Genomic DNA, 25,505 nt, shown 5'->3' with positions numbered 1-25,505 from the left:
GCTCGATGAAAAGACCCCGTCGCTCGGTTGTCATATCGTTGTTCGTTGCGCTTGTAGTGGCGAGTGCTTTTGTCGTAGCGATAGTTGGCTGCTCTGGGTCGAATGACGAAGCCTCGACGTCTGCATCAAAAGGTCTGGACGCCTCACAGGCCAAAGACGACAACCTTAAGACGCTCGACGTCGGAAGTGACCTCTATCCACCGTTTGTGTATACCGACGAGTACGGCGATATCGTTGGCCTGGATGTCGAGATATTGACCGAGGCTTTGGCCCGCATTGGTTACAAGCCAAAGTACCAGCTGATCGATTGGGAAAAGAAGGAAGAGCTGCTGGCGAGCGGCGAGCTCGATTGCGTCATGGGTAGCTTTAGCATGACGGGTCGCGAAAACGAGTATCGTTGGGCCGGCCCGTACCTTGCGAGCCGCCAGGTGGTCGCGGTCGATCCCCAGAGCGATATCTACACGCTTGCCGATCTTGAGGATAAGATCGTGGCGGTTCAGTCCACCACCAAGCCCGAGGGCATTTTGCTCAATCGTACAAATGAAAACGTTCCGCAGATCAAGGAGCTCTACAGCTTCTCGGACCGTTCATACCTGAACCCGGCGCTCGTCGAGGGTCTGGTCGACGCTATCGCTGCGCATGAGTCCTCGCTGCTCACCTACGAAAAAGACTATGGTGTGACGTATCGCATTTTGGATGAGCCGCTGCTAGAGGTTGGTCTGGGCACCGCTTTCGATATCACCGATACGCGCGGTATCGATGTCAAGCTCACCCATGCCTACCAGGAAATGCTAGCCGACGGCACCATGGAACGTCTGGTGTCAAAGTACTTTGATGACCCTGCACCATTTTTGAATACGGAGGGCCTGTCATGATCGATGCGCCCGACCACGCCGCTCAGGAGCGGGGCAATCGTTCGGCAGGGGCGTGGCTTCTTGTCGCCCTGCTGGGGATAGCGCTCTCGGTTGTTGCCGGCATGATGAGCTACGGCTACACGACAGCTCAGGCCGAGCAGCGCTTTGCCGACGTTGTCGATTACGTGGCGACGCAGAGCCTTTCCTACGATGCATTCAATAGCGCCTATACGACCAAAAACCTGATTCGTGTTATGGAGATCGCCGGAGAGACAGCGCGCGATATGGAGCGCGACGGTTCGGTGGATAACGCCATGCTGGAGCAATATGCCGACCAGTTCAACGTGAGCGCACTGATCGTGACGGACGCATCGGGCAATTTGGTGTCCGAGTGCTCGACGGATGGCGTGGGCTACGAGTCGCTCGCTACGTATCTCAAGGAAGCGCCCGTGCTGGAGGTGGCAGCCCATCCGCTTAAGTCCTATACCGCCCGTATCACGCTTGCGGATGATTCGGTCGCAGACATTGGCTGCGTGACTCGGCAGGATGGCGAGGGCATCGTTGTCGCAGTGAGACACCAGAGCGCCAAGGCGGTCGCGAGCAATACGCTCAAACTGCAGAGCCTGCTCGGTGGTTATGAGACCATCGACAGTGGCAATATCGTGATCGAAAGCGATGGCAAGGTCGTTGCGACCAATGCCGTTGAACCCACCATATTGGGCGTATTCAATCTGCCTGCAACGGATGTCTTTATTGTCGACGGTATTAAGGATCGATGCCTGCCCGGCAAAGTCCGACTGGTCAATGCCAGCGGCGAGTGGTATTTGGGCACATTTGGAAAAGCGCGCGGGTTCTACGTGTACACCTATGCCTCGGCGCGGCGCTACTTTGAGGTCGTCGCGGCTGTTGCTGCCGGCGTGCTGGTGCTCTACAGCGGTGTTATAGCCGTTGTTGTGATGGTGCGTCGCCGCGCTGATCGTCGACGTTTGACGGACTTGTTGCAGCAGGAGCGCGACTATGGCGACAAGCTGGCAAAGGCAGCGCGTGAGGCCTCGTCTGCCAACTCGGCAAAGACGGAGTTTTTGCGTCGCATGAGCCACGATCTGCGCACGCCCATCAACGGCATTCGCGGCATGGTCGAGGTCGGCGATGCTAATGCGGACGATCTGCAAAAGCAGACCGAGTGCCGCTCAAAGATCTGGACGGCATCGGGACTGCTGCTCGACCTTGCCAACGAGGCCCTGGATATGAGTCGCCTGGAGAGCGGGCAGATCGATCTGAACCTCGTACCCATAAATTTGGTGGCCCTCAACTGTGAAGTGCGCGATATTTTGGAGCGCCAGGCCGAGGAGCGTCTGGTGACAATTATCTGCGACCAGCAGACGCTTGATCATCCCTATGCGCGGGTGAGCGTGACGCACCTCAAGCGCTTGTTGCTCGATATTGCCGGCAATGCCGTCAAGTACAACCGCCAGGGCGGCTATGTTCGCCTGGTGTGCCGCGAGGTGGAGCCAGCGGATGGCGTCCCCGTCTATGAATACACGATCGCCGACAACGGTATTGGCATGAGCGAGGAGTTCCAACAGCACCTCTACGAGCCGTTTTGTCGCGAGGAGCAGCAGGTGGAAGGCGCTTCATCGGGAACTGGCCTGGGTGCGCCTATCGCAAAACAGTTGGTCGAGCTTATGGGCGGAACCATGAGTTTTACGAGCGTCTTGGGGCAGGGGACGACGTTTACCATCCGCCTGCCGTTCGAGAAATGCAAGCGTTCCGAGATTCCTCAGGCAGTTCGCGTGGATGCGGGCGATGGTGATGCGCTCCAGGGCTTGCGCGTTTTGCTCGTAGAGGATAACGATCTGAATGCCGAGATCGCGCAGTTTACGCTCAGCCGTGCCGGTGCCGTCGTGACGCATGCTAAGGATGGTGAGTCTGCCGTCGAGATGTTTGCCGCGAGCGCGCCGCACGAGTACGACGTGGTGTTGATGGACATCATGATGCCGGGCATCGATGGCCTTGAGGCCACGCGTCGGATTCGAGCGCTCGATCGCGAGGATGCCGCGACCGCGCCGATTATCGCCGTGAGCGCCAACGCCTTTGCCGACGACCGCAGGCTTTCGCGTGAGGCGGGCATGAACGCGCACCTGAGTAAACCCGTGAGCTCGCAGGAGCTCGTTGAGGCGCTTGCGCACATAGCCGCCGACGCTTCATAAGCATATGGCCCGGTTCCAAGGTGGGTTGGAACCGGGCCATATTGTTATTGATGAGGTCTGCTGAGAGGCTTACTTTTCTTGAATCTGCTTGCCGCAAAGATGCTCAATCGTAATCTCGTAGAGCTGGACGCCCTTGATGTCTTTGGCGATTTCCTCTTCGACTTCCTCGGCAGAAGGGTAGTACTTAAGCGCGAGCTGGCGGACTTTGTCCTCGATAAACGCGGGGGTGTCATTCGCCAGGCGACAACGGCCAAAGACCACGGTACTCATAACGTAGGGAGCCCAGTCACCGTCCTGGTACCACTCGTTGCCGTAAACGGTAAAGCAGACCTTGTCATCGCGCTTGAGTGCGTCGACCTTGTGGCCAGCCTTGGCGCCATGGAAATAAATCTTGTCGTGCTCGGCGTCAAAGAAGTAGTTGACGGGAATGGCGTACGGGTAGCCATCGTCGCCGTTGACGGCAAAGACGCCGCGCTTGCAGGTAGCGAGCAGTTCGCGCGCTTCCTCGTCAGTGATGGCGCGTTTTTTTCGACGTAAGGGCCTAAACATCGTTGGTTTCCTTTCTGGTCGTGCGTGGTGGTTGAGCACAAACTATAGCGAAACGGATCCGTTTTTCTTGATGCGGGCGAGTATGTTTTTGAGCTTGTTAAAGTCGAGCGGTTTGGACAGATGGGCGTTCATGCCGGCATCGTGTGCCGCCTTGGCGTCCTCGGCAAAGGCGTTGGCGGTGAGCGCGATGATGGGGATATCGGCTGCATCGACCTTCTCGCTCAGACGAATCGCGCGGGTTGCCTCATAGCCGTCCATGCCCGGCATCATGATGTCCATCAGAATCGCATCGAAGCTGCCGGCGGGATGTGACAGGTACAGATCGACGACTTCGTTGCCATTGGCGGCGCGGGTGACCACGACGCCCTCGGATTCTAGCAGCGTCTGGGCAATCTCGGCATTCAATTCGTTGTCTTCGGCGAGCAACACGTTCATGTCGGCGAGCGAGCAGTCGAGCACCCCCTCGACCGTATCTGCCCGCGCCTGAGGGTTCTTGTCGATATCGAGCGGAATCTGGACGTTGAACGTACTCCCCACGCCAACCTCACTCGAAATCTCAATCGTACCGCCCATCAGTTCAATAAGCGACTTGACGATTGGCATGCCCATGCCGGTTCCTTGGAACTTGCTGCGCGCATCGTCACCTTCTTGGGCAAACGGTTCATAGATATGCTTTAAAAACTCGGGAGCCATGCCAATGCCGGTATCCGAAACGCTAAAGCAAAAGAGCGCGCGCCCATCATCGAGTGGCTTGGTCTTTGAACTAAAGGTGACGGAGCCGCCGCGCTTGTTGTACTTAATGCTGTTGTCTAACAGGTTGATTATGATCTGTCGGATATGGGTGGGACTGCCGATCATGTATGGCCCCGTGGCGTACGGCAGACTATTGTCCTGCATTGTGATGCCGTTATCGGATGCGCGGAGCTTGCACAGCACCAGCGTATCGTCACAGAGCTCTTTGAGGTTAAAAGGCGCATGTTCCAGAGTTAGCTTGCGGTCTTCGATTTTGCCCATCTCGAGGATGTCGTTGATCAGCGAGAGTAGGTGATTGGCGGCAACACGCGCCTTGGCGCGGCTTTCGCGGGCGGCCTGCATGTCGCCGTCTTTCAATTCCTCAATTTCGATAAGACCCAGGATGCCGTTGAGTGGCGTACGGATGTCGTGGCTCATGCGCGTGAGGAATGCCGTCTTAGCGGCGTTGGCGGCATCGGCTTTTTTGCGCTCGGTTCGAGCGCGCACGAGCGCCCAGATGAGCAGGACGATGCCGACCGACAACATACCGATGAGGGTAGCTGCAATGGCGGTGCGGTTGCGATAAAGGAATTGAAGCGTGTTGGATTCCTGGGCCGTGTACGACGTGGAGGAGAAATTGCTTGCGGAGAGCGATTCTCCGGCATTGATGATGCCCTTGTTGATGATTCCCAGCAGCTCGGGCTTTCCGCGCGAAATCCAGCACGAGAGCTCACAGGTGTCAGGGAGCTCGACCGTCTCGCAGTCCTCGAGATCGTAACGGTCACCGATGGTTTTTACGCGTGAACTGGGAGCGACGATGCAGTGCGCCGTTCCCTTCCTGAGGGCGTCGAACGCTTCATCGTCGGATTGGTATTCGGTTACGGTCGCTGTGGGGAACAGGCTTTCAGGTGCATTTTTGTTGACAAACGATGATTTGGTACAGGCGATGTTCTGAAGGTCTTTGTTCAGGTTGCTGCCGGTGTAGATGGCGGTGAGGGATATGGTCCCCAACGATATCGACTGCACAACGCCTGTTTGCTCGGCAAACCAGTAATCTCGGTATACCGGCAGCGCAACGTCTATGCTTCCCTTTGACAGGGCCTTTGACGTCATCTTGTAGCTATCAAAGGCGACGGTTTTGACCGTAATGCCAAATTTATCGTGCAACGTTGTCGCAAGCGATGCGAGCGAGCCTTCCATTTTGCCGTCTTCGTCTTCGTTGCAGTAGGGGAGTTTGCCCGTAATGTAGCCGAGTGTGATGGTGTTGTCATTTGCTTTGAGCCAGGAACGTTCGGGGCCGTTGAGCGATGATGAACCGCTGTTTTGGGTCGAGTAGTTAGATTTGGCTTCGTCGTTATAGCGTGGGTTGACGCGGGCGATTGCCGTCATGGCAGCATTGATGTCGTTCATCAGGTCGGGGCGGCTTTTGGGAACGGCAAAATAGTAGTCGCTCGAGCCGATGTAGAACATGGGGGAGGCACTGGGCGACGAGGTCGTGTCGTTCATGATGACGGCATCGACTTCGTCGTTTGCGAGCGCGTCAAAGAGATCGGATCCTCCGTCATACTCCCTGTATGTGCAGGTGATTCCTTCGTTGGCGAGCCACTGCTGGCCAACGAAGGTTTGCATAACACCGGAGTTGCAACCGATGGTAAGGCCCTGGAGCGCTTGGGGGTCACCCTTGGCCAGGTCGTCGCGATCGGGCTTGGCGTAGATGTAGTAGCGCTCGGTGCCCTCGGGGTTCGAGGAAAAGAGCAGCTTTTGGGTGCGTTCCTCGGAGTAGGAGATGTTGGGCATGAGGTCGATTTCGCCTGCCTCGAGCATGTCCATAAGCTCGGTGAAGGTGCCGGAGACGTATTCGTACCGCCAGCCGGGCGTGTAGTACGACAGGGTCTGGAGGTACTCGTAACCCCATCCCGATAGACGCTCGCCGGGGGTGCCGTCCTGGAAGCCCTCGTTGTTGACGAGCCAACCAACGCGGACCGTTTTGACCTGTTGATCGGAGCCGGCGGCAAAGGCGGGGGCGGGCATGATGGTGCTCAGTACGGCGAGCGCGGCAAGCGCGACGGCCAGGGTGCGATATATAACTGAACGAAGGACAGCGGAAGCTCTCACATGCAATCCTAACGAATCGAGACGTTACCGCACAAGGATACCAGCTCAGCCTGCCTAACCGGCAGTTGCGCCGCTAAACGGTTCCTCCCAGCACTTGGGGACAGTCCCTTTCTGCCGGCACAAAAGGAACGTCCTCAAGTGCCGGATGTGGGACAATACCGAGCGAATGTGATTGGGCATCTGAGAAAAGGGGTCGCGATGAACAAGTTGAGGACGCTTGCCGACGTGTTGCGCCAGGCTGGCTTTGCGCGCATCACGGGCCTGTTTCTTATCTTCTATCTGCTGTGCTCGACGGCTGTCTGGCTGTCCGAGCCCACGACCCTCACGTTTGGCGATGGTCTCTGGTTTAGCTTTGAGACGGTCTCGACCATCGGCTTTGGCGATATCCCGGCCGAAACGCCGGTCGCTCGCGCTATTACCGTCGTCCTGAGCGTTATCAGCATCTTCTACATCGCCATGCTCACGGGTGTGGCGGTGAACTACTGCAATATGCTCATCAAGCTGCGCCAAAAGGACACCATGGCGCGCTTTATGGACGATCTGGAGCATTTGGAAGAGCTCGATCGTGACGAGCTCGCCGACCTGTCGCGCCGTGTGCGCGAATATCGCCGACGCCAACGCTAGAACGGGCGCCGCGCGTCACGACGAGGGGGACTGAATATGAATATCACGGTATACCTGGGCGCCAGCGTCGGCAATGACCCGGCGTTTCTGCCTGCGGTGCAAGAGCTGGGCAACTGGATTGGCTCCAACGGGCACGCGCTGGTATACGGCGGGTCCAAATCGGGCCTGATGGGCGCGCTCGCCGATAGCGTACTCGAGGCAGGTGGACACGTGACGGGCGTTGAGCCGAGCTTTTTTATCGAGGCGGAGTTCCAGCACGAGGGCATCGACGACCTTATCGTTACAAGTGACATGGCCGAGCGCAAAGCCAAGATGATCGAGCTCGGTGATGCGTTCATCGCCTTTCCCGGTGGGACGGGCACGCTCGAGGAGATTGCCGAGGTTATGTCCGCGGTATCGTTGGGGCACCTGAGTGCTCCGTGCATTCTGTACAACCTGGGTGGGTACTACAACGACCTCAAAGCCCTGCTCGGGCACATGATCGAAAAGGCATTGTCGAGTCCGCAGCGCCAACAAGGCATCTACTTTGCCGACGATTTGCGCGAGATTGCCTCGATTATTAACGGACAAGTCTTGAGCCTGTTCCGCTATGACTCCCAATGGTGCCGTTTGCAGCGCGGATGGTTGGCTTGTCTGGGCAACGCTCGCTCTACAATAAAACGTATCTATGTCGACTTTGACCGCGGGAGGACCCGATGGATAGCCTTGCCAAACCCAAAAACCGCGCGCTGTTTTTAATGAGCGTTGCCGTGACCGGTGCGTTCGCAGGTGCCGCGGTCTGGCTGTTCTTTTTTGCGATGGAGCACGGTATCGACTATCTGTGGACCGAGATCCCCCACATGCTGGGCGCGGCGTCGCCCGAACTCGCCAGCGGCCCGTTCGGTTTTCTGCCGTATCCGTTTTTCGTCTGCCTGCTGGGCGGCCTGCTGATCGGCCTGTACGAAAAGCTTACGGGCACCAAGACCGACGACCTCAACCAGGTGATGGCTAAGGTTAAGCAAGACGGGCGCTACCCGTACGACAACCTGGGCAAGCTTTCGCTCGCGGCATTGCTGCCGCTGCTGTTTGGCGGAAGTATTGGACCGGAGGCCGGCCTGACCGGCGTTATCGCGGGTCTGTGCAGCTGGGTCGGCGACCGCATGCGCCGCTTTGGCGCCGAGTTCAGGGAGCTCACGCTGTTGGGCACCCAGGCCGCGCTGACGGCGCTCTTTACCGCGCCCGTCTTTGGCTTTGTGGCGCCGCTCGCCGGTAGCGCCGACGGCCAGGGCGAAGACGCCGGCGATGGGTCCGCGTCCGGCGAGATCACCATCAAACTGCCCAAGGCACAGAAGACTGTGGTCTACGGTATTGCGATTGCCGGCGGCCTGGGCACCTATCTGCTGCTCGGCCAGGTTATGGGCGGCGGCATGGGCATGCCCAGGTTCGAGGCCGCCGAGGTGGGCAACCTGGAGCTTGCCTGGCTCATCCCGCTGGCGTTGGTTGGCACCGTTTGCGGCTGGCTGTACTTTGTCTCGGAGCACGCGAGCGAGGCGCTGTCCCATGCAATAGGGGAGCGTCCTGTCGTCAGGGCCATGCTGGCCGGTCTGGCGCTCGCCATCTGCGGCACGGTCTTGCCCTACACCATGTTTGCCGGCGAGACCCAGGCCGATGTACTTATGGAGACCTACCTCACCATTCCCGCCGGCGTGCTTATCGCGACCGGTCTTGTTAAGGCCATGCTGACGCCCGCCCTCATCAACCTTGGTTGGCGCGGCGGCCACTTCTTCCCCGTTATCTTCTCGGGCGTAAGCCTGGGCTATGGCCTTGCCATCCTCACCGGCGCAGATCCGGTCTTTTGCGTCGCCGTCTGCACGGCATCGACGATGGGTGCGGTCATGCGCCAGCCTGTCATGGTTGTGGGCCTGCTGCTTATGTGCTTCCCGCTCAAGGGCATCGTCTGCATGATCATCGCCGCCGTTATCGCCGCTGGCATTCCGCTGCCCAAGCCGCTGCGTAAGTAGCACGGTGACGCACGCCGGGGACATGCCGTTTGTCACGGATTTGCGGATGGGCGATTGCGACCGATAGTGGCCTGCATAGGTCGAGTTTCGCGTGCCTACAGATCGCGTACTTGATAAACCTTGGTGCTGACGGTACAGCTGACTGCACATAGCGCGAGGGCCAGTACGGCAATTCCTGCGCACAGGCAGCCAAGAACGGCAGGATCGGGATTCGCTCCGGCAATCGACATGAGCCAGTTGCTGATGGGGTTGGAGGAGCTCAGCGTGGCCATGGTGCCGCAACCAAGCAGGGCAAACAGGCCAACGGATAGGCGCAGCGCCTCCATGTGACCAAATCGAAAGAACAGCGGCTGCGCCAAAAACACCATCATGAGGGAGATGAGCATCGATGCTGCCGAGGCGATTGCGATTTCAAAGACCGTCTGTCCCGTCGAAGGAATGCCCGCGCTGTTGAAGAGCGGGATGGAGGCGATGCTCAAAAGCGTAGCTGCACATGCCATGACGGCGGAGAAGACAATAACGCTCAGGTAGCGTGCGCGGATGATGTCTTTGCGCGAGAAGGGCAGCGTTGCCCGGTAGCGCTCCCAACCGTTTTGATTGTCGAAACCGGCCAGTGAGTTCATGACTATGATGGGCGACATGGCACTGACGGCGCAGGCGCCGGCGCTCATACCGGAATCGCCATCCGACGCGTTGACGAGCGTCAGCACAACGAAGATGAACAAGCCGACGCCCGCAATGCTCGGGATGAGCGTGCGAACGATGGCGAGTTCGGACATAAAGGCGCGTTTCATTTCGAAGCCCCTTTCAGTATGAGGCGCAGATAGTCATCAATGGTTGCCCGATCGCAGGGAATCTCGGGAAAGGCCTCGAGCGTTTCGCGACGGTTGGGTACGAGTACGTCCACGCTGTAGGCGTGACGGGCGGCACGGGCGCCTTCGACGCAAGCCATAAGCTCGGCAGCCTGCGATTGGGTGCAGTGGGCGATGCCGGCGCGGTCGGTAATGTCCTCGCGCGGCAGGTCAAAAATAATCGAGCCATTATCGATGCAGATGACGCGATCAGCGGTGCGATCGAGGTCGGACGTAATGTGGCTCGAGAGCAGCACACTGTGCTGGCCGTCGGCGACAAAGGCAAGCAGCTCATCAAGCAGTTCCTCGCGTGCCATGGGATCGAGGCCCGCGGTGGCTTCGTCCAAAACGAGCAGCTTGGCCTTGTGACTGAGCGCACAGGCAAGCTGCAGTTTCATGCCCATGCCGCGGGAGAGGTCCTTGACCTTTGTCTTGGGATCGAGGCCAAATCGGTTGATGAATCCGGCGAACGTTTCGCGGTCCCACGTGGGGTACGCTGGGCCTACGAGCGACTCGATCTGGCCCACCTTGAGCGTGGAGGGGAAGGGGCACGTGTCCAGGACAAGACCGACGCGGGAGCGTAGATGGCGTTGCGACTCATCGGGCGCGTCGGCGCCACAGCGCTGCCCAAACAGGTGCACTTCGCCGGCATCGAGCTTTATAAGCCCGAGAGCAGCTCGAATCGTCGTTGTTTTGCCAGCACCGTTGGCACCAACAAAGCCGATGATCTGGCCAGGCTCCACGGCAAGCGTGACGTCGCGCAGCGAAAAGCGGTCGCTTACAGCGTGTGAGATGCCTTTGAGTTCAAGCAAGTTTTGCATGGTATAGCCTTTCTTGCAGATGGCTACTGCATGGTTTCGGGGGCTACCAGGTCGAGCATCTCGTGCAGTTTGTCGCGCGTGACGCCCAGGGTTTCGGCTTGGCTCGCCGCTTTCGCAAGTAGCTCTTCGATATGGCAGAGCTGGTTTTCGCGCAAAAGCTCCTGGTTGCCCTCGGCGACAAAACAGCCCTTGCCCTGCACGGTGCAGATAAAGCCAAGCTGCTCCAAGTCGGCGTAGGCACGCTTGGTGGTGATTACGCTCACGCCCAGGTCGCTCGCGAGTGCACGGATGCTGGGGAGTTTGGCTCCCGCAGCGAGCGTGCCCGATAAGATCTGAGCTTTGACCTGCGAGGTTATCTGCTCGTAGATGGGCTTATCGCTCGAATTGGATAGGATGATGTCCACAGCGGCTCCTTAGCTGTTGGGCTACACGTGTATATAACCGGTAAGCACAGTATATATACACTATGCACAGTTATGCAAGAGCTAAATGTGGAATAGACCATCGGCGCCGCGCTTGCTCCAAAACAATCTCAATCTGTAACATCTGGGTCCGTTTTTGGTCGCCAGCTGTTACAGATTGAGATGTTATTTTCCCGCCTGCCTATTTGTCTCAATCTGTAACAGTAAGAGTCGATTTGCGCGGCTAGATGTTACAGAACGAGACATTGGCTGCCTGCCTTTCCGTTTATCTCGATTTGTAACAGCTAGACCCAATTTGGGCGGCCAGGTGTTACAGATTGAGATTGTGCCGGCGGACAAGTTCGTTTGTCTCAATCTGTAACAGATAGGGGGGGGCAAATAAGCTCTGCTGTTACAGATTGAGACAGTCTGCTGCAGAATACTTTCGATAACTAGCCGTTCACGTTCTGACTGATGAATTTGTCCTGATAGGCGCCCTAGAGCGAGATTTCGCGGCTACAATAATACGGTTACAACGACGTAATGCACTCAATGCAAGAAAGGATCCGCATGGCAAGCCTGTCGGATGAAATCTCGTCGCGCCGCACATTCGCGATCATCAGCCACCCGGACGCCGGTAAGACCACGCTTACCGAGAAGCTGCTGCTCTATACCGGCAGCATCCAGACCGCCGGCTCGGTCAAGGGCAAGAGCTCGGCCAAGCATGCCGTTTCGGACTGGATGGACATCGAGAAGGAGCGCGGCATTTCCGTTACCTCCTCGGTGCTGCAGTTCACCTACAACGGCGCCTGCGTCAACATCCTCGATACCCCCGGCCACCAGGACTTCTCGGAGGATACCTACCGTACCCTTATGGCCGCCGACGCCGCAGTCATGGTCATCGACGGCGCCAAGGGCGTCGAGGCCCAGACCAAAAAGCTCTTTAAGGTCTGTACGCTGCGCCACATTCCCATCTTCACCTTTGTGAACAAGCTCGACCACGAGGCTCGCGATCCGTTTGAGCTCATGGAAGAGATCGAGAACGTCCTGGGTATCAATACGTATCCCATGAACTGGCCGATCGGCAGCGGCCGCAACTTCCGCGGTGTGTTCGATCGTCAGACCCGTCGCGTCATTGCCTTTGAGGGCGACGGTCACGCCAACGCCACCAAGAAGGTCGCCGAGGTCGAGGCCGAGCTGGGCGATCCTTCCATGGACGAGCTTATCGGCGAGGAGAACCATAAGAACCTGATGGACGACATCGAGCTGCTCGATGGTGCCGGCGACGAGCTCGACTTGGACGCCGTGGCCTGCGGCAAGCTGAGCCCGGCGTTCTTTGGCTCGGCGCTTACCAACTTTGGCGTGGAGCCCTTCCTCAAGGAGTTCCTGCGTCTGGCCCCGACGCCGCGCGCCTATACCGATACGCTCACCAGCGAACCGGTCGATCCCTGCCGCGACGACTTTAGCGGCTTTGTGTTTAAGATCCAGGCCAACATGGACAAGAACCACCGCGACCGCATCGCCTTTGTGCGCATTTGCTCGGGCAAGTTCGAGCGCGGCATGGATGCCTTCCACGTGCAGGGCAACCGCAAGCTCAAGCTTGCCACGGGCACGTCGATGATGGCCGATGACCGCGCCATCGTGGACGAGGCGTACGCGGGCGATATCGTGGGCCTGTTCGATCCGGGCATCTTTAGCATCGGCGACACCGTGTGCTCTGGCAAGCGCCACGTGCAGTATCCGCAGATCCCGACGTTTGCCCCCGAGATGTTCGCTCGTATTACGCAGGTCGACACGCTCAAGCGCAAGCAGTTCGTCAAGGGCATGGAGGAGCTTGCCCAGGAGGGCGCCATCCAGATCTTCCGCGAGTTGGGTGCCGGCATGGAGAGCGTCATCGTGGGCGTGGTCGGTGTGCTGCAGTTTGAGGTGCTCGAGCGCCGCCTCAAGGCCGAGTACCGTGTTGAGGTTCGTCGCCAGCCGCTGCCCTATACGGACATCCGCTGGATCCAGAACGACCCCGATACCATCGATATCCCGGCCCTTTCGCTCACGCGCGACACGCTTCGTGTCGAGGATATGCGCGGCGGTAAGCTGCTGCTGTTCACGAGCCCGTGGAACGTGGACTGGGCAACCGACCACAACCCCGACCTTATCCTGTCGGAGTTTGGCAACGTAGCGTTTTAACGCATCGGCGCGGTGGCCCTGCGGGGCTGCCGCGCCGTTTGCTTGCCTGATGCCGTGTGAGCGGCTATCATACCACCGTCGTCTCAAGACCGGGGCGTCCGAGCAGTTCGGGTCCGATATCCTGCTCGTTAAACCTAAAACCAAAGGAGTACATAATGATCAAGAAGGTCATGGAGGACTACAAGGTCCTGTTGCGGAGCATTCCCGCGGCAACGGTTTCGCTGTTTTTCGTGAGTGTCATCATGATGAACCTGCTGGCCAACAAAGAGCTCATCAGCCTGCCGTATCTGGCACTCGATTGCGGCTTTGTGGTGAGCTGGGTTTCGTTTTTGTGCCAGGACATGATCTGCAAACGCTTTGGCGCCAAGGCATCCATCAAAATCTCTATCCTCGCGCTGCTGGTCAACCTGGCCGTGAGCCTGTGCTTTTGGGCATGCTCGCTCACGCCCGGTATGTGGGGCGCCTACTACGACACGGGCATGATCGAGGTTAACACTGCCCTTAACGCTACCATCGGTGGCACCTGGTACGTGGTGCTGGGCTCTTCGCTGGCAATGCTCGTCTCTGCCGTGGTTAACTCCACGCTCAACCAGTCGCTCGGCCGCATGCTCAAAAAGAATAATTTTGCGAGCTTCGCCTTCCGCTCCTATGTGTCCACGGGTGTTGGCCAGTTTATCGACAACCTGGTCTTTGCCATTGTGGTGAGCCACACGTTCTTTGGTTGGACCTGGGTGCAGGTCCTTATGTGCTCACTGACCGGCGCTGTCGCCGAGCTGCTGTGCGAGGTCTTCCTGAGCCCCGTGGGCTACAAGGTCGTGCGCGGCTGGGAGCGCGAGAATGTGGGTTCCGAGTACCTCGAGCGCCACGCAACCGCCTAAGGAGCAAGTATGCGGGTTTTGATCACGGGCGCTTCGGGCGGTATCGGAGCCGCGTGCGTGCAGCGCTTTTTGGACGAGGGCCACGAGGTCGTGGGCTTTGATCTGCTGCCGGCGGCGATCGAACACGAGCGCTACCGCCATCTGATCGTTGATGTACGCGAGCCGGACTCGTTTCCAGGCGACCTTGAACCCCAGGTAATCGTGAACGTTGCCGGTACGCAGGATTCGGCCGACGATATCGCTGCCAACCTGCGTGGCACCATCAACGTGACCGAGCACTACGCCTTTGTGGGGGAGGGGCTTGCCGCCAAGCCTGCGCCGGCTATCAAATCCGTGGTCAATGTGGGGTCGGCGAGCGGGCATACGGGATCGGAGTTTCCCGCCTATGCCGCCAGCAAGGGTGGCGTTATCGCCTACACCAAGAACCTTGCAAACCGTCTGGCGCCGCAGGCCATCGCCAACAGTGTGGACCCGGGTGGCGTTATCACGCCGCTCAACCGTTGTGTGATGGAAGACGAGCACCTGTGGAACCAGATTATGGAGCTCACGCCGCTTAAGCGCTGGGCCACTGCCCAAGAGATCGCCGAGTGGATCTACTTTGTGGGCGTGACCAACCGGTTTATGACCGGGCAGAGCCTGCTGATCGATGGCGGCGAGGCCGGCCGCACACAATTTATTTGGCCTGAATAGGAAACGCGCCCGATGGAAAGCCGTCGGGCGCGTTTTTGATGTATCGATTTTTAGCCGAGGCAAGTCCAGTTGACGGGGGTCGAGCCGTGCTGCTCGAGTAGCCGATTGGCTGCCGAGAAGGGGCGCGATCCCATAAAAGCGGGGAGTTCTGCCGTGGCACGGTTGGCCGAAAGCGGCGAGGGGTGCGTGGAGGCCAGGCAGAACTTGCCGGTTGCCTTGCCCGCGCCGGTCGCGGCGAGCTTGCCTTCGACCATCTGCTGGGCAAAGCGGCCCCATGCCAAAAAGACGACCGGCTGGGGCAGCTGGCAGCAGCGTTCGATAACGTAGTCGGTGAGCGCGCTCCAGCCCAGCTTGGCGTGCGAGTTCGCGGCATGCTCGCGCACGGTGAGCGTAGTGTTGAGGAGCAGGACGCCCTGCAGTGCCCATGGCGTTAGATCTCCCGTGGCGGGGATGGGGCAGCCCAGATCGGCTTTGAGCTCCTTATAGATGTTGCGCAGGCTCGGCGGCAACTTGGTTTGCGTCGCCGGGACCGAGAACGACAGTCCCATGGCCTGGTTGGGTCCGTGATAGGGGTCTTGACCCAAGATGACAACCTTGACCTGGTCGGCCGGCGTGTAGGCGAGGGCATTGAGGATGTCGTCTTGTGCCGGGTAGATGGTTTGCTCGGCACGCAAAAGGGCGATGCGCTCGAGCAGCTGGTTCGTAGTGTCACGTACCGGCTGCGGCGCATCGCCCAACCAAGTTGCTATGTTGCGGTCGCGGGTCGCGGCGTCCATGGGGCTCCTTTACGTCAGATGCTCTGTTGACATCTATTGTAAAGGCGCACCGGTTGCCTTTATGCCACGGCTGTATGAGGAGTGGGGTCTACGAGACGTGCTCGGGCGCTCCTGCCACGCGAGCCTGTCCATGTGCGCGAAGGTGCGGAAGTTCGACGGTTGCCACCATGACGCCGGTGAGGATGAGGGCGGCGCCAAAGAAGGCGATGGGGCTGAGGACCTCGCCGACCAGGAAGAACGAGAAGACGGCGGAGCATACCGGCTCGAGCGAGAAGGCGAAGCCGGTGGTCTCGGCAGGCACGTGGGGCTGCACGAGCGTTTGGGTGATAAAGCCATAGGCAGAGCAGATGAGTGCGAGCGCGACGACAACGACAATCTCGCTAGGCGTGCCGGGAAGCGTGAAACCGCCAAAGGTGAATGCGGCGATACCCGAGAATAAGCCGCCGAAGCCCAGCTGCCAAACGCCCAGAGCAAGCGGATCGACTTCCTCGACAAAGCGCTTGGCCACGATAATGTGGCTGGCATAGATAAAAGCCGAGAGCAGCATGATGATTGCGCCGGGATTCAGGCTGGTAAAGTCGGCGCCCGAGAGCAGCAGCATGCCGCAGGTGACGATGGCGGTGCCGACGAGCACCTTGCGCTCGGGGGCGCGACGCAGCAGGGCTGCGTTGGCAAACGGCACGATTACGACTGTCAGGCTCTGCAAAAAGCCGGCGGTGGAGGCGGAGGTGAGGCTGGAGCCCAGGCACATGCACGTGAGCTCGGATGCCATGATGGCACCGATGATGGCGGCGCGAACCATAAGGTCGCGGTTGATGCGCAACGCGTGCTTGTGGAAGAGCAGCAGACAGGCCGCAAAGGCGATGATGCAGCGCAGCGCAACGATGCTCGTGGCGTTCATGCTGTCCATGCCGATCTTCATGAGGGGATACGAAAAGCCCCATGCGACGGGAACGGAAAATGAGAGCGCGATTGCTTTTTTGCGATCCATGGGACTCCTTTTGTTACAGAACGGTTTCGCACAAAGGATTCTGCTCTCAGATGTGGATGTAGTAAAGCGAATGTATCTTCAGTATGATTAAGAAATGCTAATGTTGGCAGAAAAAGCCCTGGCAAAACGTTTTACGCCTACATCGATGTGGAGGCACGATGGCATCGCGGTATCAGATTGTTTGTATGGTGGTCGATCGCGGAAGTCTTAAGGGCGCGGCCGATGAGCTGGGCTACACACAAAGCGCGGTGAGCCAGGCCGTCAAGGCGCTCGAGCGCGAGCTGGGTACCACGCTTATCGAGCGCGGCAAGCAGGGCGTGTCGCTTACGCGCGACGGCAAGCAGTATCTGCCGTACCTGCGCCAAATCGTAACTGCCGAGGCCGAGCTTGAGGGCAAGCGCCAGGAGCTGCTGGGGCTTTCGTCGACCGATATTCGCATCGCGACGTTTACCAACGTGAGCCGAACCGTGCTGCCGCGTGTGATCCGCGACTTTGGGGCGCTGCACCCGGGCGTACGCTTTACCCTCAAGCAGGGCGATTACACGCGCAACGCTCAATGGGTGCACGATGGCGTGGTTGACTTTTGCTTTACGGCGCGCGGGTTTACCGCAGGCCTCGAGAAGCGCGTGGTCTATCACGACGAGTTGGTGGCGCTGCTGCCGGCTGCGCATCCGCTGGCGGCAAAGGAAAAGGTGATGCTTGCCGACCTAGCGTCCGAGCCCTTTGTGCTGCTGGATGAGGGCGAACAGAGCCTGGTGCTCGATGCATTTGCGACACATGGGCTGTCGCCGCACGTGACGAGTGAGGTGACTGACGACTACACCATCATGGCGATGGTGGAGGAGGGCCTAGGCGTGAGCATGCTCTACCGTCGTACTGTGGAGGGCATGCGAGCCGATATTTGTGTGCGGCCCATCGTGCACGCACCCTCGCGCGACGTAGTGGCAGCCTGGCGCAGCTGGGATACCATGCCTATCGCCACGAGGCGCTTTATCGACTATATGAGCTCGCATATTGTCAATTAATGACTGGCGTGGCGTTGAGTGCGGTGTTTAGCGGGCTGTCGCTTTGGCTTTGGTGGCGCGATAGGTGCGTGCCGGGTGGCAGAGCAATACCGCCACGACCATAAAGAATGCCGTGGTGCCCAGGCTGATGGGGTAGACCATCATGATGTTCGCAAAGGTGCGGAAGTGCGGGAACACGCAGAACACCCAATAGAAGCGGATGCCGCAGACACAGATCATGGTGATAAGGGCGGGCATGAGCGAGATGCCAAAGCCGCGCAGGTAGCCGGACATGTTTTCGTAGAACATACTAAAGGCGTACGCCGGGAAGATCGAGCACACGCGGATATAGCCGATCGAGACGATGTTGGGATCGCTGTTAAAGAGCGACAGGATCTCGCGCCCCAGGCCGACAATAACGATGATCGTGGTGAGCGCAACGATACCGCCTTCGACCAGGCAGACCTTGAGCGTTTTGGTGCAGCGGTCGATCTGGCGGGCACCGTGGTTTTGTCCCACAAAGGTGGTGCAAGCCTGGCTAAAGCTGTTGAGCAGGTTGTAGCATACGTACTCCAGACTCATGGCGGCGCTCGATGCCGCCATGACCTCGGTGCCCAGGCTGTTGATGGCAGACTGGATGATGATGTTGGCGACGGCAAAGACGGCGCTTTGGATGCCGGCAGGCAGGCCGATCTTGACGATGCGCTTGAGGGCGACGGGGTCGATAGCCAGGTCGCGCGGGGTGACGCGGACGACGGAGTCGGTCTTGAGCAGGCGGATAAAGAGCGTAGCGGCGCTGACGGTGTAGGCGATGGCGGTGGCGATGGCGACGCCCGCGACGCCCCAGTGGAGTATGGGGACAAAGATGAGGTCCAGGCCAATGTTGAGGACGGTGGACACGGCAAGCGCCTGCAGCGGCATGCGGGTGATGCCGACGGAGCGGAAGATCGCGGCCTCAAAGTTGTAAAGCAAGATCGAGGGCATGCTGAGCAAAAAGACGCGTAGGTAGAGCGAAGCGAGCGGCATGGTTTCGGCGGGAACGTTGAGCGCGGCGAGCATGGGCTCGGCAAAGATCTCGCCCAGTGCGATGACGACAAAGCCCACAAGTGCCATAAGAATCGAGGTATGGACGGCGCGTTTGACCATGTTCTGATCGTTGCGGCCGATAGCGTTGGCGATGACCACGTTGGAGCCAAGCGACATGCCAATAAACAGGTTGAGCATAAGACTGGTAAGCGGAACATTGGAGCCGACCGCCGCCATGGCGAGGGTTCCCTGGTCGCCCGAGAAGTTACCGATGATGACCGTGGCGATGAGGTTCGACAGTTGCTCCAAGATGCTCGTGGCGGCCACAGGGAAGGCGAACAGGGGAACATTGCGCCACAGCGATCCGGTGGTCATGTCAATGTGCTTAGATACGGTGTCAGCCATACGCTCTCAATCTCTAACATGCTCTTTTGTGCTTATTTGCGCAGACGATGATACTCCTAATCGCCTAGTCATTGGGGACGTTCTAAAACGATTACTCATTCAAGAACGTCCCCAATGACTAGGCGGGGAAGGCGTGCGACAATGGTGGGCGTTGTGTTGTTCGCGCTAAGGAGTTGCCATGTTGTTGTGTCCCGTTTGCCATGAGCCGCTGGTGGATGACGAACGCGGTGCTGCATGCGCGGGTGGGCACCGGTTTGACCGTGCGCGCGAGGGCTATCTATATCTCCTGCGCTCGTCCAAGAGCGGCGACTCCATGGGCGATCCCAAGTCGCAGGCACGCAGCCGTCGCGACTTTCTGAACCGCGGTTACTATGCGCCGTTGCGCGATGCGATGGTCGAGCTGGTGCGCGAGCGGGTGTCTGGACGTGCCGCGTCTACGAACTGCCCCATGACGTTGCTCGATATTTGCTGTGGCGAGGGCTACTACACCAGCGCCATGGGGGCGGTGCCGGGCGTGGATGCTTACGGCTTTGACCTGGGCAAAGAGATGGTGCGCCTTGCCGCCAAGCGCGGCGATGCGACCTACTTCGTGGCCAACATGAAGGACATCCCCGTGGCCGATGGCACCTTCGATATGGTGACCGAGCTCTTCGCTCCCTTTAACGAGCGCGAATTTGCCCGCGTGCTGGCTCCAGAGGGCTCACTCTATACCGTGGTGCCGGGTGCCCGTCATCTCTTTGGGCTCAAGGAGGTGCTCTACGATACGCCGTACCTTAACGATGAGAAGCTGCCGAAGACCACCGAGCTCGAGTTGGTCGGAACGCAGCGGGTGTCTGCGAACATTACGCTCCAGACCCAGGCAGACATCGAGGCGGTGTTCCAGATGACGCCGTACTACTACCGCACGCGCCCTGCCGACAAAGAGCGCCTGGCAAACTTGGACACGCTCCAGACCGATATTGACTTCATCATCGCCGAGTACCGCCACTGCTAACCTACCAAAAAGGGACAGGTTTATTTTGGCAGGTTTTATCTGGGCAAACGCAAAGGGCCGACCGCGGAGATGCGCGATCGGCCCTTTTTAGTTGCTTGGCTGCAGAGGTTATGAGAAGCGAGCGCTTACAGGCGGTCCTTGTTCTCGGCCTTAACGGCGTGTGCCTGCTGAACAAAGAACAGGTCGTACACCACGATGACAAAGGCGACGATATTGACGGCGCTGCCGCCGAGCGCGGGAAGCGTGAGCGCGGCCTGCGCAATCGTGGCGATTGCGGCAACGATGCCGAGCTTAAACGCAGCATCCACCTGCGAAGGCTTGTTGGCGCCCTTGATGCCCGCAACACCTGCGGCGAGATCGATGAGGCCCTTGGCGACCAGCACGACCGCGGCGAGCATGGCGTTCGACCCGTACGTGGAATCGAGGTTGCCGGTCGCGATGCCGGCGATTCCAATGACGAGACTGGCGATGCCCAGAACAAAATAAATCAGGGCAAGGATTTTGAGTGTCTTGCGAGCGGCGCTCATAGCTGGTCCTTTCGATGCGGGCGCGGAGAATCTGTCGCACCCAGGTTGCGGCACATATCGTGAAGCACATTGTAGTTCAACGGGGCGATGCATGCGTTTGAAAGCGTCTCTTGCCTGTACGGTCCAACCTTTCAAAAAGGAAAGCTGGACGTAAGCCAAATCGATGGCAGCCCATGTGCGGCGCTGCGATGATGAGGCCGTAACAAGGAGCTGGTCTCAAGGAGGAGTCATGATGTACGGAGCAGGGCAAGTGCGTGAGCCGCAGTCGTTGGGAAGGCGCATGGGTGATTCTGTGATCGCTGCCGTGTGCACGGGATTGATGGCGGTGCTTTGCATTGCGATGCTGTGGGCCATGTCGCATGTGGGACAATAGCGGACGGTTGGGTGCTGGCATAAACGGCACTCGCGTATTCGTTTTGCTTGCTAAGGAGTGCCCATGGGCGTCATCGATCCCTTTTCTGTTGCTCGGGCCGCGGGGCTTGAGCTGATCGGGAAGTCCGAGGGCCTCACGCTCACCGACGGCACGATGGAGCTGCGTGCCGATTTTGACCGCATGCTTCCGCGGCTCAAGCAGGGCCGTCTGCAGCAAGAGCTGTTGGTAAAGGCTGCGCGCGCAAAAGGCATCGAGTGCCCATGGGCGATTGATGCCACGGCAGGCTTTGGCGAGGATTCGCTGCTGTTGGCGGCCGCGGGCTTTACCGTCGATCTGTATGAGCAGGATTGCGTGATCGCGGCGCTGCTTCAGGATGCCCTGGATCGCGCGGCAGATGATCCGGCGCTTGCGGCTGCCGTGTCACGCATGCGCTTACATGCGGGCGAGGACAGTATTGCCGGCCTTCGCCATGCAGCTGAGTTGATCGGGCAGGGCGAGCTCGCGGCTCCCGACGTGGTGTATCTGGACCCCATGTTTCCCGAGCGCACCAAGAGCGCGGCGGTGAAAAAGAAGTTCCAACTCTTGCACCATCTGGAGCAGCCGTGTGCCGATGAGGAGGCGCTGGTCGAAGCCGCGCTTGCGGTGCGGCCGCGCAAGGTCGTTATCAAACGGCCGGTGAAGGGGCCACTGCTTGCCGGCGTTAAGCCGAGCTATCAGCTTGCGGGCAAGGCCGTTCGCTACGATGTTTTGGTGCCGCCGCGCCCGTAGCTTGCGTACGATGGTTGACGCTCCATCGGTGCCGTGTCGATGCGGGGCCTATTTCCAAGGGTGCGACGTCAGGTGCCAGCCGCCGCAGTATTCGCATTTGTAGCAGGCCAGCCCGCGGCGTCCGCGGTTTTCGCAGTCGGCCATAACGGCCTCGGCCTCGGCACGCGTGTCGTAACGGTTTTTGCGCTCGCACGACTTGTAGCGCCAAGCTTCATCGCGCTCGGCGTCCAGGGCGTCGCGGCGCTCGTCCTCGCGTGCAAACAGGTCGCTCATATCGCCGCCGGTGGCAGCGCCTAAAAACTCGCTTTTGGCCTTTGACCAGGCGGCTCGCTTTTTGCTTCCCATCTGCTTCGCGCCCTTCTCAAAACGTTGGTATCATTGCTCAATCAAAGTGATACCAATAAACGTGAGGTCGCCGCGTGATGATCAGAAAAACCCTCGATACCGACACTCCCGCCGTCATGGCTATCTATGACGTGGCCCGCGCCTTTATGCGCGCGCATGGCAACGCCACGCAGTGGCCCGAGGGCACGCCTTCGGCCGAGCAACTGGCTGCCGATATTGCCGCTGGTGGCAGTTATGTGTGCGAAGTCGACGGTCGCGTGGTGGCGACGTTTGCCTTTTTACCGGGTCCGGACGAGTGCTATGACGTCATTGAGGACGGTCAATGGCGCAGCGACACTCCGTACGCCGTGCTGCACCGTGTGGCGTCCGATGGCACCGCGCACGGCATCGCGGCTGCGATGTTTGCCTTTGCCAAGGAGCGCGCCAACCACCTGCGTATCGACACGCATCAGGATAACCTGCCCATGCAAGGCGCGAGTATTAAGGCGGGGTTTAAGCGCGCCGGTATCGTATATGTGTCGGACGGTACGCCGCGCGTCGCGTTTGATTGGCTGCGCGAGGCATAAGAGCAAGGGCGCGTATCAACAATTCGCGCGAACGAAAATGACCCCGAGCGGGGCCATTTTTGGTTGATCGCGATGAGTGAGGTGTTCAGCGTTCTCGGGCGAGTGCCATATCTCGGCCGCTACTCCTTGGGCAGCTCGCTTCCGCAGTGGCAACACTTGGTCGCGCCTTCGTGCACCTCTTCCAGGCAATACGGGCAGACGGGTGCCGGTGCGTCTTCCTCGGCGGTGGCGCCGGCGAGCTTGTCTCCAATTTCCTGCGCCTTGTTGAAGGCCTTGACGATGGCAAAGACGATCGCCGCCACAATCAAAAAGTTGATGCATGCGCCGATAAACGCACCAAAGTCGATATTGGTGCCCGGCACTACCAGCCCCGAGATCTCAGTGGCGCTGCCGCCGGCAATCACGGAGATAAGCGGGTTGATGATGCTATCGGTAAGCGAGGTCACGATAGAGGTAAATGCGCCGCCGATAATCACGCCGACGGCCATGTCTATCACGTTGCCGCGGTTGATGAATTCCTTGAACTCGTTGAGCAATGCCTTCATGGTGGCTCCTCGCTGTTGTGAGGCTCGCGTTGTTACTGCCCTAGATGGGCCCGGGCAGACAGGGGGGGGGTGCCGGCTTTCGCAAGGCGCGAACCTACGAAAATCGCCGCGCGGCAACGCAGGGCGATGAGCTCGGTCGGGGGATAGGGCCCGCTTCGCCCGCCGGCTCGTAAATTGTATCATCCAGTGTGGAGCGTGAACGCCCGTTGCCGCGTGCGATGGGCTTGTAATAAGAGGAGAGCCATGTCGAAGCAAGCGGTCGTTGGAATCTTGGCGCATGTCGATGCCGGCAAGACCACGCTGGCCGAGGCCATGCTGTTCAACGCGGGTCGCATTCGCAAGCGCGGCCGCGTGGACGATGGCGATTCGCATCTGGATACGAACGCGATCGAGCGCGAACGCGGCATTACGATCTTCTCGTCGCAGGCCGTGCTCGACCACGGCGATACCCACGTCATGCTCGTGGATGCACCAGGGCATGTCGATTTTTCTGCCGAGGCAGAGCGCACACTGCGCGCGCTCGACTATGCGATTTTGGTTGTGGGCGCCAACGATGGCGTGCAGGGGCACACCGAAACCCTGTGGCGCCTGCTTGCGCGCTATGACATCCCGACGTTCATCTTTATCAACAAGATCGATTTGGAGAATCCCGGTCACGATGTTTTGCTGGCACAGCTGGGGCAACGTCTTTCCGAAGGCTGCCTGGATGCCAACGAGCTGCTGACGGGCGGTGCCGTTCAGGAGGATGCTGCTGCGTTGGACGAGGCGGCACTCGAGGAGTTTCTTGAAGCGGGTGAGCTTTCTGTCGCAACGCTGTCGCGCATGGTTGCCGAGCGCAAGCTCTTTCCCTGCTTTGCCGGCTCGGCGCTCAAGGACCAAGGCGTTGACGAGCTGCTGGATGGAATATGCGCGCTGATGCGTGAGCAGGCGTGGCTCCCGGAGTTTGCCGCGCGCGTCTATCGTGTCAGCCGCGGGGATCGCGGCGAGCGTTTGGCTTGGGTTAAAGTGACCGGCGGCACGCTGCACGCCAAGCAGATGATTGACGGACGTTCCGGTGCCGAGGCATGGGAGCAGAAGGTCGATCAAGTACGCATCTATAACGGCGAGAAGTATGAGCTTGCCCAAGAAGTTGCTGCTGGCGGTATTTGTGCCGTGACGGGTCTTGTGCACGTTCGCCCGGGGGACGCCTTGGGCGCGGAGCCCGCAGGCGATGCGCCCGTCATTGCGCCGGTCCTCACCTATACGGTGCTTCCGGGCGAACACGATGTCCACGCGGTGTTCAAAGCACTGACTGAGCTGGCGGACGAAGATCCCATGCTCGGCGTAAGCTGGAATACGCATCTTGAGCAGATTCATTTGCAGCTGATGGGCGCCGTGCAACTCGAGGTCGTGCAGCGGGTGTTGGCTGATCGCTTTGATCTTACGGTTGGGTTTGAGCCCGGCGGCATTCTCTATAAGGAGACGATCTCGCAGCCGGTCGAGGGCGTGGGCCACTTTGAGCCGCTGCGCCACTATGCCGAGGTACATCTGCGCCTGGAGCCGTTGCCAGCAGGTTCGGGCGTGCAGTTTGGCACCGTGACCTCGACCGACGAGCTCGATCTTAACTGGCAGCGTTTGGCACTCACCAACGCCATGGAGCGCGATCACCTGGGCGTGCTGACCGGCTCGCCCATCACCGATGTGCGCATTACGCTCACGGGCGGCCGTGCGCATGCCAAACACACCGAGGGCGGTGATTTTCGTCAGGCCACGTACCGTGCGATTCGCCAAGGACTCATGCAGGCGCGTAAGGCCGGCGCAGCCGTGCTGCTGGAGCCGTGGTACCACTTTGAGCTCGAGGTGCCGGGGGAGTGCGTGGGCCGGGCGCTCTCGGATGCCACGCGCATGGGTGCCGAGTACGAGCCGCCGACGATGGCGGGAGACCGGGCGAAGCTTGTGGGTCGCGTGCCGGCATCCGAGGTGCAGGATTATGCGCTGGAGGTGGCTGCCTACACGAGCGGTCGCGGACATCTGTACCTAGAGTTCGCCGGCTATGCGGCATGCCACGATGCCGAGCGCGTCATCGAGGCGGTCGCCTATGAGCCCGAGGCCGATCTGCCCAACACGCCCGACTCGGTCTTTTGCTCTCACGGCGCCGGCTACACGGTCAAATGGTACGACGTACCCGCCGCGGCGCACGTAAAGATCGATCCCACCACCTTCCGCCCCTATCGTCCTGCCGATTCCGACTTCTTCTGCCATTGGGGGACGGGGTAGAAATGGTAGATTTTCAGGTC

At 59.5% G+C, this 25,505-nt stretch carries 25 protein-coding genes; 14 read left to right on the top strand and 11 right to left on the bottom strand.

Translation table 11 applies throughout. The features are described 5' to 3' along the window. Positions 1–5 precede the first annotated feature (5 nt). Both DWY05_RS05115 and DWY05_RS05110 read left to right on the top strand, forming a co-directional pair. Positions 6–875, top strand: coding sequence for an ABC transporter substrate-binding protein (locus tag DWY05_RS05115; RefSeq protein WP_117820848.1), 870 nt, complete (start codon positions 6–8; stop codon positions 873–875). Continuing rightward, on the top strand, positions 872–3,064 hold the full coding sequence (locus DWY05_RS05110; protein WP_117820849.1) for a response regulator: 2,193 nt from the start codon (positions 872–874) through the stop codon (positions 3,062–3,064). The genes DWY05_RS05115 and DWY05_RS05110 overlap by 4 nt, the downstream gene beginning before the upstream one ends. A gap of 69 nt (positions 3,065–3,133) precedes the next feature. On the opposite strand, the gene DWY05_RS05105 is transcribed toward DWY05_RS05110, so the two are convergent. Next, entirely contained in the window at positions 3,134–3,613 is a 480-nt protein-coding gene (locus DWY05_RS05105) for a pyridoxamine 5'-phosphate oxidase family protein (RefSeq protein WP_055309987.1), read from the bottom strand. A gap of 42 nt (positions 3,614–3,655) precedes the next feature. After that, positions 3,656–6,460, bottom strand: a complete 2,805-nt coding sequence (locus DWY05_RS05100; protein WP_117837218.1) for a transporter substrate-binding domain-containing protein — start codon at positions 6,458–6,460, stop codon at positions 3,656–3,658. Between the two features lie 198 nt (positions 6,461–6,658). On the opposite strand from DWY05_RS05100, the gene DWY05_RS05095 reads away from it, so the two are divergent. The 3 genes from DWY05_RS05095 to DWY05_RS05085 are packed head-to-tail and all read left to right on the top strand — an operon-like array spanning position 6,659 to position 9,084. Next, positions 6,659–7,084, top strand: coding sequence for a potassium channel family protein (locus DWY05_RS05095; RefSeq protein WP_117820851.1), 426 nt, complete (start codon positions 6,659–6,661; stop codon positions 7,082–7,084). 36 nt (positions 7,085–7,120) lie between these two features. Further along, positions 7,121–7,822 carry a TIGR00730 family Rossman fold protein gene (locus tag DWY05_RS05090; protein ID WP_233504003.1) on the top strand — a complete coding sequence of 234 codons (702 nt, stop codon included), beginning with the start codon at positions 7,121–7,123 and terminating at the stop codon, positions 7,820–7,822. Beyond that, positions 7,780–9,084, top strand: coding sequence for a chloride channel protein (locus DWY05_RS05085; RefSeq protein WP_117837217.1), 1,305 nt, complete (start codon positions 7,780–7,782; stop codon positions 9,082–9,084). The genes DWY05_RS05090 and DWY05_RS05085 overlap by 43 nt, the downstream gene beginning before the upstream one ends. A 95-nt stretch (positions 9,085–9,179) precedes the next feature. Here DWY05_RS05085 and DWY05_RS05080 read toward each other — a convergent pair whose 3' ends face one another. Genes DWY05_RS05080 through DWY05_RS05070 form a run of 3 tightly spaced genes read right to left on the bottom strand, consistent with a single transcriptional unit; the run spans position 9,180 to position 11,160 of the window. Continuing rightward, complete coding sequence (locus DWY05_RS05080) at positions 9,180–9,878, bottom strand: ABC-2 transporter permease (protein ID WP_117820853.1); 699 nt, start codon at positions 9,876–9,878, stop codon at positions 9,180–9,182. Then, the gene (locus DWY05_RS05075; protein ID WP_117820854.1) at positions 9,875–10,756 is read right to left on the bottom strand and encodes an ABC transporter ATP-binding protein; all 882 of its coding nucleotides are present in this window, start codon (positions 10,754–10,756) and stop codon (positions 9,875–9,877) included. Before DWY05_RS05075 ends, DWY05_RS05080 begins: the two co-directional genes overlap by 4 nt. Before the next feature lie 23 nt (positions 10,757–10,779). Next, the gene (locus DWY05_RS05070; RefSeq protein ID WP_117820855.1) at positions 10,780–11,160 is read right to left on the bottom strand and encodes a GntR family transcriptional regulator; all 381 of its coding nucleotides are present in this window, start codon (positions 11,158–11,160) and stop codon (positions 10,780–10,782) included. A 567-nt stretch (positions 11,161–11,727) separates the two neighbouring features. On the opposite strand from DWY05_RS05070, the gene DWY05_RS05065 reads away from it, so the two are divergent. The 3 genes from DWY05_RS05065 (at position 11,728) to DWY05_RS05055 (ending at position 14,909) form a co-directional block, all read left to right on the top strand. Continuing rightward, positions 11,728–13,341, top strand: a complete 1,614-nt coding sequence (locus tag DWY05_RS05065) for a peptide chain release factor 3 (RefSeq protein ID WP_117820856.1) — start codon at positions 11,728–11,730, stop codon at positions 13,339–13,341. A gap of 155 nt (positions 13,342–13,496) precedes the next feature. Continuing rightward, positions 13,497–14,219, top strand: coding sequence for a VUT family protein (locus DWY05_RS05060; RefSeq protein ID WP_022093974.1), 723 nt, complete (start codon positions 13,497–13,499; stop codon positions 14,217–14,219). Between the two features lie 9 nt (positions 14,220–14,228). Continuing rightward, a complete protein-coding gene (locus tag DWY05_RS05055) occupies positions 14,229–14,909 on the top strand; it encodes an SDR family NAD(P)-dependent oxidoreductase (protein ID WP_117820857.1) in 681 nt (226 codons plus the stop codon). A 50-nt stretch (positions 14,910–14,959) separates the two neighbouring features. On the opposite strand, the gene DWY05_RS05050 is transcribed toward DWY05_RS05055, so the two are convergent. Next, the gene (locus DWY05_RS05050) at positions 14,960–15,685 is read right to left on the bottom strand and encodes a uracil-DNA glycosylase (RefSeq protein WP_117820858.1); all 726 of its coding nucleotides are present in this window, start codon (positions 15,683–15,685) and stop codon (positions 14,960–14,962) included. 88 nt (positions 15,686–15,773) lie between these two features. Further along, the gene (locus DWY05_RS05045) at positions 15,774–16,676 is read right to left on the bottom strand and encodes a DMT family transporter (protein WP_117820859.1); all 903 of its coding nucleotides are present in this window, start codon (positions 16,674–16,676) and stop codon (positions 15,774–15,776) included. A 158-nt stretch (positions 16,677–16,834) separates the two neighbouring features. On the opposite strand from DWY05_RS05045, the gene DWY05_RS05040 reads away from it, so the two are divergent. Beyond that, entirely contained in the window at positions 16,835–17,701 is an 867-nt protein-coding gene (locus DWY05_RS05040) for a LysR family transcriptional regulator (protein ID WP_117820860.1), read from the top strand. A gap of 27 nt (positions 17,702–17,728) precedes the next feature. Here DWY05_RS05040 and DWY05_RS05035 read toward each other — a convergent pair whose 3' ends face one another. Then, the gene (locus tag DWY05_RS05035; protein WP_117820861.1) at positions 17,729–19,111 is read right to left on the bottom strand and encodes an MATE family efflux transporter; all 1,383 of its coding nucleotides are present in this window, start codon (positions 19,109–19,111) and stop codon (positions 17,729–17,731) included. Between the two features lie 178 nt (positions 19,112–19,289). Between DWY05_RS05035 and DWY05_RS05030 the strand changes: the two genes are divergently transcribed. Further along, positions 19,290–20,105 carry a putative RNA methyltransferase gene (locus DWY05_RS05030; protein ID WP_117820862.1) on the top strand — a complete coding sequence of 272 codons (816 nt, stop codon included), beginning with the start codon at positions 19,290–19,292 and terminating at the stop codon, positions 20,103–20,105. A 125-nt stretch (positions 20,106–20,230) separates the two neighbouring features. Here the strand turns inward: DWY05_RS05030 and DWY05_RS05025 are convergent, their stop codons facing one another. Beyond that, positions 20,231–20,632 (bottom strand): hypothetical protein, encoded by a 402-nt coding sequence (locus DWY05_RS05025; RefSeq protein WP_117820863.1) that lies wholly within the window; start codon positions 20,630–20,632, stop codon positions 20,231–20,233. A gap of 229 nt (positions 20,633–20,861) precedes the next feature. Here DWY05_RS05025 and DWY05_RS09935 point away from each other — a divergent pair, with 229 nt between their 5' ends. Both DWY05_RS09935 and DWY05_RS05020 read left to right on the top strand, forming a co-directional pair. Next, positions 20,862–21,005, top strand: coding sequence for a hypothetical protein (locus DWY05_RS09935; RefSeq protein ID WP_158558691.1), 144 nt, complete (start codon positions 20,862–20,864; stop codon positions 21,003–21,005). 63 nt (positions 21,006–21,068) lie between these two features. Continuing rightward, positions 21,069–21,773: a class I SAM-dependent methyltransferase gene (locus DWY05_RS05020; RefSeq protein WP_117820864.1), complete on the top strand. Its 705-nt coding sequence runs from the start codon at positions 21,069–21,071 to the stop codon at positions 21,771–21,773. Positions 21,774–21,821: 48 nt separating this feature from the next. Here DWY05_RS05020 and DWY05_RS05015 read toward each other — a convergent pair whose 3' ends face one another. Further along, positions 21,822–22,118 (bottom strand): hypothetical protein, encoded by a 297-nt coding sequence (locus DWY05_RS05015; protein WP_055310006.1) that lies wholly within the window; start codon positions 22,116–22,118, stop codon positions 21,822–21,824. A 77-nt stretch (positions 22,119–22,195) separates the two neighbouring features. Here DWY05_RS05015 and DWY05_RS05010 point away from each other — a divergent pair, with 77 nt between their 5' ends. Continuing rightward, positions 22,196–22,684: an N-acetyltransferase gene (locus DWY05_RS05010; RefSeq protein ID WP_117820865.1), complete on the top strand. Its 489-nt coding sequence runs from the start codon at positions 22,196–22,198 to the stop codon at positions 22,682–22,684. 119 nt (positions 22,685–22,803) lie between these two features. On the opposite strand, the gene mscL is transcribed toward DWY05_RS05010, so the two are convergent. Further along, positions 22,804–23,229 carry a large conductance mechanosensitive channel protein MscL gene (mscL, locus tag DWY05_RS05005; RefSeq protein ID WP_117820866.1) on the bottom strand — a complete coding sequence of 142 codons (426 nt, stop codon included), beginning with the start codon at positions 23,227–23,229 and terminating at the stop codon, positions 22,804–22,806. 243 nt (positions 23,230–23,472) lie between these two features. Between mscL and DWY05_RS05000 the strand changes: the two genes are divergently transcribed. Further along, positions 23,473–25,485 carry a translation factor GTPase family protein gene (locus DWY05_RS05000; RefSeq protein WP_117820867.1) on the top strand — a complete coding sequence of 671 codons (2,013 nt, stop codon included), beginning with the start codon at positions 23,473–23,475 and terminating at the stop codon, positions 25,483–25,485. Positions 25,486–25,505 lie beyond the last annotated feature (20 nt).

The sequence above is a fragment of the Collinsella sp. AF23-4AC genome (assembly GCF_003462685.1).
Lineage (GTDB): Bacteria > Actinomycetota > Coriobacteriia > Coriobacteriales > Coriobacteriaceae > Collinsella.
Note: the sequence above shows the minus strand (reverse complement) of the source record. Positions and strands in the feature narration are given on the sequence as shown.